This is a genomic window from Paenirhodobacter sp. (genome assembly GCF_041916475.1).
In the GTDB taxonomy this organism is placed as follows: Bacteria; Pseudomonadota; Alphaproteobacteria; order Rhodobacterales; family Rhodobacteraceae; genus Rhodobacter.
Genome location: NZ_JAYRZN010000063.1, coordinates 1 through 11,171, shown reverse-complemented (window position 1 = coordinate 11,171; position 11,171 = coordinate 1). Strand labels below are relative to the sequence as shown.

The window sequence follows — 11,171 nt, the reverse complement described above, 5'->3', positions numbered from 1 at the left end:
CAGGCTTCGCCCGGCACCTGACCACCGCAATCGCCCGACCCGCTGCACGCGATGAGGGTTCCGCGCGCCGGGCGATTGCTCATCCCACGCCGAAAGGCGTAAATCAGCTAGCCCCGCTGCCGCATCACCCGCGCCACGAGCGGCGCAAGGGTGATGACGATGACGATCCGCATCAGGTGATGGCTGACCACATAGGTGAGATCAGCGCCGGCGATGATGGCGATGACCACCATTTCGGCCTGCCCGCCCGGCAGATAGGCCAGGAAGGCATCGAGCCCCGGCGCGAGGCCCAGCCCCACGATCGCCTCGATGAAGCCCAGGCTGATCAGCGCCAGGATCGCGGCATAGACGAGCCCCGCCGTCACATCCATGCGCAGCTCGCGCCCGGTGATGCCCACATATTTCACCCCAACGGTGATCCCGATGAACAGCTGCGCGGCCTGGATGATCTCGGCCGGCGGGCGGTGCTGGATCACACCCGAGAGCGAGAGGATCGTCGTCAGGATCATCGGGCCGAGGATAGAGGCGCCGAACAGGTGCACCCGCTCCGCGATCTTCCAGCCGAAGAAGCCCGACGCCGTCATCAGCAGGATTTCCAGCGGATCGGTGGCGCGGATCGAGGCTCCCGGCGGCTGCGACAGGTCCACACCCCAGAATGCATGCATCATGAGCGGCGCGACGGTCACGATGACCAGAACCCGCGTCGCATGGATCAGCGACAGCGCGCGCACATCGCCGCCCGCCTCCTCGCCGAAAACCAGCATGTCCTGCAGCCCGCCCGGCATCGCGGCATACCAGGCGGTCGGGTGATCGAAGCCGAAAACCCGCCGGAAGAGCGGATATCCGATCAGCGCAATGACCCCGATGAACAGCGGCACCAGCGCCAGAGAGGCCATGATATCCGGGAGATGCCCGATCACCTGAGGTGTGATCGACGCCCCCACCGCGACGCCCAAAAAGGTGCGCATGAATACCGCAAAGCCCCCTGCCCCCATCAGCGGCGCGCCCATCAGCGCGGCGATGAGGCAGGCCAGCATCGGCCCGAGCAACAGCGGCAGCGGCAGGCGCAACACGAGGAACACCCCCGCGCCGGCCGCCGCCAGCGCGAAGGTAAGCAGGCGGCGCCTAACCGAGGTCATGTTCTTCGAGCAAGGCCGCATATTGCGCGCCATGCATGTCGCGGTCGGCCGCTGCCCCCTGCACGACCGGGCGCGGGACCGAGAATTTGACCACCCGCAGATCGGCGATCTCGAACCGCTTCAGAAGCTGCTCGGGCACCTGGTAGAGCGCCGCGACCTCGGCATTGGACAGCCCCGCGCAAACCTGGTCATAAACTTCGGGCCGGTCGCAGAAGATGTCGATCGTTACCCAGAACGGCCCGGCATTCTTCGAGCGGACCTTGAGCACCATATCGCCGAGTTTCATGCCGCACCTCCCATCCGCACCGACGTCACCTCGAGCCGGAACGCCGACATCGGATCGTCGAGCCGCATCACATGGTTCAGCGCGAATTCGTACAGCGCGCCGCGATCGGTCGTGGCCGGAGAATAGGGGAAGGCGAACGTAGGTAGTTCCTCATCGTCCGTCAGCGGGTAATGCAGCACGAAGGGATTGATCAGCTTGCCGATTTCGCTCGCCTCCGCCTGGCTGCGCGCGGTGATCAGGCCCAGGACGCCAACCTCGACCGGATCCCCCTTGCGATTCTCCAGCGCGCCGAGCGCGCCATCAATGCCAATCAGCCGGAACTCCAGCGTATACTCGGCCGGATCGAGCACCATCCGGCTGCGGATCTCGCCAGTCAGAAAGCCGCTCAGCAGCTCCACCCATTGCCGCGCATGGACGACGTAATGGGCATTGCGCAAGATCGCGAGGATCGTCGTCTGATAGCCCGCGACCCGCGCGCCTTCAAGCTTCACCGTGTAGGGCCCGGGGACCCATTCGGAGCCCTCGACCCGCACGCTGCGCGCATCGATGGCGCTGTAGCGCGCCCCGGTCACATCGAGATGCCCGCCCGGCTCATAAAGCCGGAACGGGTCCGAGTTCTCGTAGAGCATATGCGCCGAAACCGAATGCGGCGTGCAGGCGGCGGTTTCGGCCAGCGGCGTGACGGTGAAGCCCGCCGTGTCGAAACCCACCATGATCACGCCCGAGGTCGGATTGGTGGAGCACAGCGCCCCGCATTCGGCGATCTTGGCGCCATGCCAGGCCCCGCCTGCGGCCTCCCCGCGCAAGAGCGGCAAGGCGGCGATGGTGGCGGTGTCGGTGGTGCGCCCGGCGATGACGATATCGGCGCCGGTGGCGAGCGCGGCCTGGATCTGCTCCGCCCCGGCCAGCGCCACGATATTCGTCAGCTCCGACAGATCCAGCTCCGGCGCCGGGGCCAGCGGCGCGATCCGCCCCGCCTCCGCAGCAAGCCGGATCCGCTCCAGCGGCTGGCTGGAATACAGACGCGCCACCTTCAGAGACTGGCCCAGCTCCTCGGCCAGTTCGAGGGTGATCGCGTACATCCAGTCGACCATGCTGTCGGTACCGCAGGTGCCCGCAGTCCCGATCACCAGCGGCACACCGGCCTCGGCGCGGGCCTGCATCAGCATGCGCCATTCGGATTTCGTCGCGGCGCGGGAGTATTTCGACACCCCGGCGCCCAGGCTGTAGGGGCCGCTGTCGGTCGAGCCGCCGTCGATACAGATGATATCGGGCTTCATCGCCACGCCGCGCGCCAGCGCCGCGTGGTCGAAGCCGAGCCCGAGCACCCCGGAGGGCACCAGAACGCGTGTGGTCATGTCAATCCTCGTTCGCGGTCAGATCGTGGGGGGAAGGGCTGGCTTCTTCAGCACCCGGCGCAGGAACATCGGCGCAAGGAACCCGAGCCCTGCGGCGATCCAGAGCTCTACCGCGATAGGCGAGCTGAACAGGAAGGTCCAGTCCCCGTTCGACAGAACCATCGCGCGGCGCAGGTTGTCCTCCATCGCATTGCCCAGAAGGATACCCAGGATCACCGGCACGGTCGGCATGTCGAGCTTGCGCATGACATAGCCCAGCACCCCGAACCCGTGATCACGCTGGTCTCGCGCAGAGGGCTGCACGGCCTGCCCCTGCCCCGCACCCGGCGCGACCTGATCGCCATGCTGCGCGAGAACCCGGAGCGCTTCACCGGCCGGATCGCAACCTATGACCCTGCGCGCTCGGGTGTGGGCTACTTCCTGCTTTCGCAGGACGATCAGTATTTCGAGGGCTTCTGGCGCCTCGCCGAAGTCATGGGGCGGCTCAACGTGCGGCAGGAATGCTGCTCCGACGACATGATCGCGCAGCTGCGGGCGGGCGAAGTGCTGATCGCCTACAATGTCGTGAGCAGCTATGTCTCGCGCTTCGCCCCCGACGACCCGGATCTCGTCCGGCTGTCCTTCGAGGACTACACACTCGCACTCCTGCGCACGGCGCTTATCCCCCGCATTGCAGCGAACCCGCAGGCCGGCGCAGAGCTGCTGTGCCACATCCTGTCGGCGCCGATTCAGCGTGTCATTGCAGAGCTGTCGGGCACACCATTGCCGGAGGGGAGCGGACCGGCCAGCGCCGCGCATCTGCGCCCGATCCGCCTGGATGCCGGGCTGCTGGCCTATGGCGACCAGCTCCGCCGCGCAGGCGCCCTGAACGAATGGGCCGCCGCCATGTCGCAACCAGACCAGGCCCCTGAGCCCCGCCCCGATGGCCCGAAATGAAACGGGGGGCCATCCGGCCCCCCGCATCCGTCAGTTCATGCCCAGAAGCCTTGGCAGCGAGAGCGATATCTCGGGGATGTAGGTCACCAGCATCAGGAAGATGAGCGCCGTGAAAAGCCACGGGAATGTGGATTTCGTGACCTCGGTCAGACCGAGCTTCGAAATCGCCGAGCCGACGTAGAGGTTCAGCCCCACCGGCGGCGTGCACAGCCCGATCTCCATGTTCACCACCAGCATGATGCCGAAATGGACCGGATCCACCCCGAGCTTCATCGCCACCGGATAGAGGATCGGCGCCATGATCAGCACGATCGCCGAAGGCTCCATCACCATGCCGATGAGCAGCAGCATCACGTTCACCATCAGCAGGAAGCCGATCTTGCCGAAGCCGAGGCCCACGATCCAGTCCGACAGCGCCTGCGGGATCTGCTCCGAGGTCAGGATGAAGGCGAACATCACTGCATTGGTGATGATATAGAGCAGCATCGCCGACATCGCCGCCGAATCCAGCAGCACCCGCGGCACGTCCTTCAGCGAGATGTCCTTGTAGACCCAGACCGCCACGACGAAGGCATAGACCGCGCTGACGGCGGCGGCTTCGGTCGGCGTGAAGATGCCGCCATAGATGCCGCCCATGATGATGACGATCAGCAACAGGCCCCAGACGCTCTCGCGGAACGCCTTCCAGCGCGCGCACCAGCTGGCCCGCTCCATCCGCGGATAGCCGCCCTTCCAGGCGCGCCAGATCGTGGTGGCGCCGAGCATCATGGCCAGCATCAGCCCCGGCACCACGCCCGCCATGAACAGCGTGCCGATCGAGGCCGACAGGATCGGCTGCCCTTCCGGCCCCGTCACCACCATCCCCGAGGTCGCGACGGCATACATCACCATCACGATCGAGGGCGGGATCAGGATGCCGAGCCCCCCGGCCGTGGCCACCGTGCCGACGCCAAACTGCGCCGGGTAGCCCTGCTTCACCATCGCCGGGATCAGGATCGATCCCACGGCCATCACCGTCGCGGGCGAAGAGCCCGAGATCGCCGCGAACAGCGCGCAGGCCACCACCGCCGCCAGACCCATGCCGCCATACCAATGCCCGACGAGCGCGGTGGCGAAGTTGATCATCCGCCGCGCCACCCCGCCATGGGTCAGGAAATTCCCCGCCAGGATGAAGAACGGGATCGCCATGATCTCGAATTTCTCGATCCCGGTGAACAGCTTCAGCGCGATCGAATCCATCGGGATATTGGTGAAGGCGAACAGGAAGCTGAACACCGTCAGCCCGAGCGCGATCGACACCGGCATGCCGGTGACCAGCAGCACCGCGAGGATCGCGAAGATGATGAGCGCGGTCATGCGTGGCCCCCCTCGGACAGGTCTTCGGCCTCGGTCTTCAGCCCGTCGACCGAGCTGTGGTCATGGTGGGCGATGTAGCCGGTCGTGAGGAACATCCACAGCGCCTGGATGAAGCGAAAGCACATCAGCGCCGAGCCGAACGGCACCGCCAGATAGACGATCCACATCTTGATCTCGAGATCGGGCGAAATCTGCCCGCCGCGATAGACGTGATAGACGAAATCCGCCCCGATCCAGGCGACGATGGCGGTGAAGATGATGCCGCCAGCCATCGCGATGGTGGTGACGATGCGGCGCGCGGGCCCCTGCAGCTTCTCCACCAGAATATCGACGCCGACATGGATGCCCCGGCGCACGCCATAGGCCGCGCCGAATTTCGCCATCCAGACGAACAGGTAGATGCAGGCCTCCTGCGCCCAGGTCAGCTTGACCGAATTGATCGCCTTGAAGGCCGAGCGGGCGGCATTGCTCAGCCAGGGCAGGTCATGGCTGCGGCCGACGCCGACCATATCTGCGGCGAAGCCGATGGAGAAACGGTGAACGACCGCGACGAAGATCAGCGCGACGGCACAGGCCATCAGCACCGAGATCAGGATTTCTTCGAACCGGTCGAGGATGCGCAACAGCATGGCGAACCTCATGAAAAGGGGGGCGCAGGCCGCGCCCCCGGTGGGTCACTCGGTGATGCCGAGCGTGTCATAGGCCTGCTTGATCAGGTCGGCGCCGATCCGGCCCGCCATCTCCTTGTGCACGGGGCGCAGCGCCGCCACCCATTCGGCGCGCTCTTCGTCGCTCAGCTCATAGAAGGTCGTCGTGCCCGCAGCCTTCATCGCGGCCAGCGCGTCGTCGTTCTCCTTTTTGGCGATCGAGTTGGCATAGTCGGTGGCCTCCGCCATCGCCTTTTCCAGGTTCGCCCGCACCGCCGGGTCGAGCCCCTCCCAGAACGCCTTGTTCACGATCACCGCATAGCCCAGATAGCCGTGGTTCGAGAGCGTCGCGTGCTTCTGCACCTCGTGCATCTTCTGGGTGTACATATTCGAGGGCGGGTTCTCGGTCCCGTCCACGACGCCCGTCTGCAGCGCCTGATAGACCTCGGAGAAGGCCAGCACCTGCGGCACCGCCCCAAGCGCCTGCATCTCCGCCTCGAGGATCTTCGACGACTGGATCCGCATCTTCAGGCCCAGGAAATCGTCGGGCACATGCAGCGGCGAATTCGCCGACATCACCTTGAAGCCGTTGTCCCAATAGGCCAGGCCCTTGATCCCCTTGGGCTCGAGCCGGGCGAGAAGATCCTTGCCCACCGGGCCATCGGTGATCTTGCGCAGATCGTCGTAGCCATTCATCAGATAGGGCAGATCGAAAAGCTCGAACTGCTGCACGCCCAGCGGGCCGAACTTCGCCAGCGACGGCGCCAGCATCTGCACCGCGCCAAGCTGCAGCGCCTCCAGCTCTTCCTTGTCCTTGTAGAGCTGGCTGTTGGGATAGACTTCGACCTTCACCGCGCCTTCGGTGTATTTCTCGGCCAGCTCCTTGAACTTCGCGGCGCCCTTGCCCTTGGGCGTATCGGGCGCCACCACATGGCTGAACTTGATGACGACAGGCTCCGCGCGCGCCGGGGCGGCGACGGACATGGCCAGAACGGCTGCGCCCGCAAGGCGGGCGAGGCTGCGACGGGTAAGCATCGGGGTTTCCTCCTTTGGGCCGCCCTCCAGCGGCCTCACATTCTTGTCATCTTGCGCGCCCGCCCGCTATTGTGGATTTCCGCAATCGCCGGGGGGAGGCTTGGCTGCAGGACCGAAGCACGCGAACGCCGCCTGGACCCCGGATGCACCCGTGCTGCGCCGGGGGGCGGACCTGCTGTCGCTGCTGCCTCTTGCGGCGATCCTCGCGCTGGTGGCGCTGGTCTGGGTCGCGGTCTGGACGGTGAGCCGCAGCGCCGACGAGCAGGCGCGGGTGAAAATCGCGACCGATGCGCTCTGGGTCGAGCAGGCGCTGCGCTTCCAGATCGCGGTGGACGAGGACATGCTCGCGGGCCTCGCGCTCGATGCCGCAAGCGGCATCGCCGCGGCGACGCTCGACACCCGGGCGCGCACTCATATCGCCGCCAATCCCGAAATGCGCTCGGTGGTCTGGTTCGATGCGGCGGGCCGGCGGCTGCGCGAGATCCCCGGCCCCGGCGCCGCCGCCGATCCCGCCCTGATCGCGCAGCTGATGCGGGTGGCGGGCGGCGGGGTGCAGCCCGCGCGCCCGGTGATCGGCCAGCCTTCGCCCGAGGGGCTGATGACGATGGGCCTTGCGCTTCCCGGGAAGGCCGGCTTCGTCAGCGCGACCCTGTCCCTGCCCGCCATGCTGAACCGCCACATCCCCTGGTGGATCGCTGAACAATATGGCGTGCAGATCCTGGCCGCCGATGGCCGCGACCTCGCCATACGCCAGCGCGTGGAGCCCATTCCCGGCGCGCCCAGCCACCGCATCAGCATCGACCCGCCCCTGCGCGGCGCCGTGGTGCAGATCAACGCCTATGACGTGCCGCCGCGCTCGCATTCCACATTGCAGCTGGCGCTGGTTCTGGCGCTCGCGGCGTTTTCGGTACTGGCACTCGGGGTCCTGTTCCGCTCGGGCCAGCGCCGCCGCGCGGCCGAGACCCGCCTGCGCGACGAAATGGCCTTCCGCCGAGCGATGGAGGAGAGCCTGACGGTGGGCCTGCGCGCCAAGGACGACGCGGGCCGGATCCTCTATGTCAACGCGGCCTTCTGCAGCCTGATCGGCTGGCGCGCCGAGGAGCTGATCGGGCGCAGCCCGCCGATGCCCTACTGGGTGCCCGATCAGGTGGCCGAGGCCCATGCCCGCCAGAGCCTTCAGGCCCGCCACGGCGACTATATCCAGAGCTTCGAGACCCGGTTTCGGCACCGGGACGGCCATGAGATCGACGTGCAGGTCTATGAGGCGCCGCTGATCGACGCCACCGGCCGGCACCGGGGCTGGATGGGCTCGGTGATCGACGTGACCGAGCAGAAGGCCAACGACCGCCGCGCCCGCGCCCAGGCCGAGGTGCTGGAGCGGAATGCGCGCATGGTGGCCCTTGGCGAGATGGCGAGCACGCTTGCCCACGAGCTGAACCAGCCCCTCGCCGCGATCGCCTCCTATGCGGCGGGGCTGCACAACCTGCTCGGGCGCGAGGACCTGCCCGCCCCGCTGATCCGCGATGCGAGCCGCAAGCTCGCGGGGCAGGCCGAGCGCGCCGGCCAGATCCTGCAGCGGATCCGCAACCTGGTGCGCCGCCGCACACCCGAATTCGGCCAGATCGACCTTGCCGACCTGGTGGAGGAAACCGTCCGGCAGATGGCCCCCGAGGCCGGGCGCCATCACCTGCGCCTGATCGTCGAGCGCGCCCCGCATCCGGCCGTCGCCGCCGATCGGGTCCAGCTGGGCCAGGTGCTCACGAACCTTCTGCGCAATGCAATCGAGGCGATGGCCACGGAGCGCAGCGATGACCGGATCTGGATCCGGCTCGGCACGCGCGAGGGCATGGCGGCCATCGATGTCGAGGATTGCGGCCCCGGCGTGCCGCCCGGCATGGACGCCCGCCTGTTCGACAGTTTCGCCACCACCAAGCCGGAGGGCATGGGCATGGGCCTCGCCATCTGCCGCTCGATCCTGGAGCTGCATCGCGGCCAGCTCGTACATCTGCGCGGGGACCGCGGCGCGCTGTTCCGCCTCACCCTGCCCCCTTCTGCGGAGGAGCCGGTATGATCCATATCGTCGATGACGAGGAGGCGATCCGCGATGCGCTGCAGTTCCTGTTCGCCTCGCGCGGGCTCGAGGCGCGCGGCTGGCCCTCGGGCGAGGCCTTTCTGGCGGCGCAGCCGCTCGCCGATTGCACGGCCATCATTCTCGACGTGCGGATGGAGGGGATCAGCGGCCCCGAAGTCTTCGAGCGGCTGCGCACCATGGGCATCGCCACCCCGGTGATCTTCCTGACCGGCCATGCCGATGTGCCCGTCGCGGTGCGCACGCTGAAGGCCGGTGCATTCGATTTCATCGAAAAGCCCTTCAACGACAATCAGATCGTGGATCGCTCCGAGGCCGCCATCGCCAGCCACCGCGAGACCGAGACCGCACGCGCCGCGCGGAGCCGCCTCGCCGCCCGGCGCGACACGCTTTCGGCGCGCGAGCAGGAAGTGATGGCCTGCATGCTGAGCGGCGCCAAGAACAAGCAGATCGCGGATGAGCTCGGCATCGCGATGCGCACGGTCGAGGTCCACCGCGGGCGGGTCCTGGCGAAGATGGGCGCGGCGAATGCCATCGAACTCGCGGCGATGCTGGGGCTTTTGCGCGGCTAGAGCCCGGCAAGCGCCAGCGCCACAGGCATGGTCAGCGCGGCAAGCACGGTCTGCGCGGCGATGATCGCGGCCATCATCGGCGCATTGCCCCCGAGCTGCCGCGCGAGGATATAGGATGACGAGGCCGTCGGCAGGCTCTGGAACATCAGCACGGCGCGGGTCGCCTCGGCATCGAGCCCGATCAGCCGCGCGGCCGCCCATGTGGCCGCCGGCAGCACCCCGAATTTCAGCAGCGACGAAATCAATATCGGCGCGCCCCAGCCCCGCAGCCCGCGAAACTCCAGCGCGGCGCCCACGCACAGCAGCCCGAGCGGCAGCGCCGCCGCGCCAAGCGCCTTCAGCGCCCCGCCCACACCGGGCGGCAGCCCGAGCCCCGAAAGATGCAGCGCGATGCCCCCCGCGCAGGCCAGCAGCAGCGGATTGCGCAGCACCGCCAGCACCGTCGTGCGCAGGCCCGGCCTGAGCCCGCCGAAACGCGCGAAGACCAGCACGCTGAGCAGGTTCACCGTCGGCACGATGACCGCATTCGCGAGCCCCGCATAGGCGATACCCTGATCGCCGAAGAGGCCCACGGCCAGCGTGATGCCGATGTAGTTGTTGAAGCGGATCGCGCCCTGGAACACCGAGGTGAAGCCCGGCCCGTCCGTCGGGATCCGGCGGCGCAGCGCCACAACCAGCGCCGCGGTGCTGCACAGCGCCAGCAACAGCGTGACAACAAAGCCGAACACCGGCAGCTGGCCGAAGTCCGTCACCGTGAGCCCGTGCAGGAACAGCGCAGGCAGCAGCACATAATAGCCCAGCCGCTCGGCCTGCGGCCAGAAGGCCGCGCTCAGCACCTGCCCGCGCCGCAACGCCGCGCCCAGCAGCGCCAGCAGAACGACCGGGGCCAGGGCCAGAAGAATAGCGGTCATCTCGGCCCCTGCATTCCAGACGGCGCGATATGACCCCGATCGGGCGCCGCGCGTCAAGCGCCCCCGGGCGCGTCAGCCCGGCGCGCGCCCGAACAGCGCCAGCATGCCCCCGGCCAGCGCGCCGCGCCATACGAAGTCATCATGCCCGCCTGTATATTGGCGCCAGTCGACCGGATAGCCCTTCAGCCGCAAAATGTCGCGCAGTGACCTGCCCCCTTTGGGCCCCTCGTTCATAACGAGAGTCTGCGGGTTTGTGCTCTGCTCTCTTGGTTTGGACCGCCGCGATCTGGAGTTTCGCGGCTCTGTGCTCTGCTCCCTTGGTTTGGACCGCCGCGATCTGGAGTTTCGCGGCTCTGCTCACGGGGGCGGGCTGGCTGCGCCACCGGGAATGCGCAGGTTGATCGGCACGTTGTAACTGATCGCGCTGTGAGGCCGGACCTCGTTGTAGTCTCTGCGCCAAGCCTCCAACTTTTCGCACGCATCCGCAAGATCCATGAACCAGTGGGCATTCAGGCATTCTGCCCGCAGCTTGCTGTTGAACGCCTCAATGAAGCCGTTGTCGGTGGGTTTCCCCGGTCGGGAGAAGTCCAATGTGACACCGTTGGCATAGGCCCACAGATCCAGGTCGCGGGAGATGAACTCGCTGCCGTTATCGACCCTGATCGTCTGCGGGTAGCCGATCTGCCGACAGACCCGTTCCAGAGTCTGAACCACGTCCTCGCCCCGGTAAGCAAATCGCGGACCCGTCGCCGGGCAATAGCGCGAATGGATATCCACGATGGTCAGGATCCGCAGTTTCTTGCCCAAGGCGAGCTGGTCATGGACAAAATCCATCGCCCAGA

Annotated in this window: 13 protein-coding genes; 3 read left to right on the top strand and 10 right to left on the bottom strand. The window is 67.2% G+C overall.

Annotation, left to right across the window (positions count from 1 at the left end; genetic code table 11):
* Window positions 1–107 precede the first annotated feature (107 nt).
* Genes ACOMG5_RS16885 through ACOMG5_RS16870 form a run of 4 tightly spaced genes read right to left on the bottom strand, consistent with a single transcriptional unit; the run spans window position 108 to window position 3,044 of the window.
* Window positions 108–1,139 (bottom strand): AbrB family transcriptional regulator, encoded by a 1,032-nt coding sequence (locus tag ACOMG5_RS16885; protein ID WP_420344954.1) that lies wholly within the window; start codon window positions 1,137–1,139, stop codon window positions 108–110.
* Complete coding sequence (locus ACOMG5_RS16880; RefSeq protein WP_420344953.1) at window positions 1,126–1,425, bottom strand: DUF4387 domain-containing protein; 300 nt, start codon at window positions 1,423–1,425, stop codon at window positions 1,126–1,128. Before ACOMG5_RS16880 ends, ACOMG5_RS16885 begins: the two co-directional genes overlap by 14 nt.
* Window positions 1,422–2,783 (bottom strand): acyclic terpene utilization AtuA family protein, encoded by a 1,362-nt coding sequence (locus ACOMG5_RS16875; protein ID WP_420344952.1) that lies wholly within the window; start codon window positions 2,781–2,783, stop codon window positions 1,422–1,424. Before ACOMG5_RS16875 ends, ACOMG5_RS16880 begins: the two co-directional genes overlap by 4 nt.
* 18 nt (window positions 2,784–2,801) lie before the next feature.
* Window positions 2,802–3,044, bottom strand: coding sequence for a hypothetical protein (locus ACOMG5_RS16870; RefSeq protein WP_420344951.1), 243 nt, complete (start codon window positions 3,042–3,044; stop codon window positions 2,802–2,804).
* Between the two features lie 9 nt (window positions 3,045–3,053).
* On the opposite strand from ACOMG5_RS16870, the gene ACOMG5_RS16865 reads away from it, so the two are divergent.
* Entirely contained in the window at window positions 3,054–3,719 is a 666-nt protein-coding gene (locus ACOMG5_RS16865) for an ABC transporter substrate-binding protein (protein ID WP_420344950.1), read from the top strand.
* Window positions 3,720–3,749: 30 nt separating this feature from the next.
* Here ACOMG5_RS16865 and ACOMG5_RS16860 read toward each other — a convergent pair whose 3' ends face one another.
* The 3 genes from ACOMG5_RS16860 to ACOMG5_RS16850 are packed head-to-tail and all read right to left on the bottom strand — an operon-like array spanning window position 3,750 to window position 6,757.
* Window positions 3,750–5,075, bottom strand: coding sequence for a TRAP transporter large permease (locus ACOMG5_RS16860; RefSeq protein WP_420344949.1), 1,326 nt, complete (start codon window positions 5,073–5,075; stop codon window positions 3,750–3,752).
* Window positions 5,072–5,704 carry a TRAP transporter small permease gene (locus ACOMG5_RS16855; protein ID WP_420344948.1) on the bottom strand — a complete coding sequence of 211 codons (633 nt, stop codon included), beginning with the start codon at window positions 5,702–5,704 and terminating at the stop codon, window positions 5,072–5,074. Before ACOMG5_RS16855 ends, ACOMG5_RS16860 begins: the two co-directional genes overlap by 4 nt.
* Window positions 5,705–5,749: 45 nt before the next feature.
* A complete protein-coding gene (locus ACOMG5_RS16850) occupies window positions 5,750–6,757 on the bottom strand; it encodes a TRAP transporter substrate-binding protein (protein ID WP_420344947.1) in 1,008 nt (335 codons plus the stop codon).
* A gap of 100 nt (window positions 6,758–6,857) precedes the next feature.
* On the opposite strand from ACOMG5_RS16850, the gene ACOMG5_RS16845 reads away from it, so the two are divergent.
* Together ACOMG5_RS16845 and ACOMG5_RS16840 are read left to right on the top strand one after the other, a co-directional pair.
* Entirely contained in the window at window positions 6,858–8,828 is a 1,971-nt protein-coding gene (locus ACOMG5_RS16845; protein WP_420344946.1) for a sensor histidine kinase, read from the top strand.
* Complete coding sequence (locus ACOMG5_RS16840; protein ID WP_420344945.1) at window positions 8,825–9,418, top strand: response regulator transcription factor; 594 nt, start codon at window positions 8,825–8,827, stop codon at window positions 9,416–9,418. Before ACOMG5_RS16845 ends, ACOMG5_RS16840 begins: the two co-directional genes overlap by 4 nt.
* On the opposite strand, the gene ACOMG5_RS16835 is transcribed toward ACOMG5_RS16840, so the two are convergent.
* The 3 genes from ACOMG5_RS16835 to ACOMG5_RS16825 all read right to left on the bottom strand — a co-directional run.
* Complete coding sequence (locus ACOMG5_RS16835; protein WP_420344944.1) at window positions 9,415–10,329, bottom strand: AEC family transporter; 915 nt, start codon at window positions 10,327–10,329, stop codon at window positions 9,415–9,417. The genes ACOMG5_RS16840 and ACOMG5_RS16835 overlap by 4 nt on opposite strands.
* A 72-nt stretch (window positions 10,330–10,401) precedes the next feature.
* Window positions 10,402–10,563, bottom strand: coding sequence for a hypothetical protein (locus tag ACOMG5_RS16830; protein WP_420344943.1), 162 nt, complete (start codon window positions 10,561–10,563; stop codon window positions 10,402–10,404).
* Window positions 10,564–10,686: 123 nt separating this feature from the next.
* On the bottom strand, window positions 10,687–11,171 hold a 485-nt coding region (locus tag ACOMG5_RS16825), incomplete at its 5' end, for an integrase core domain-containing protein (RefSeq protein ID WP_420344942.1).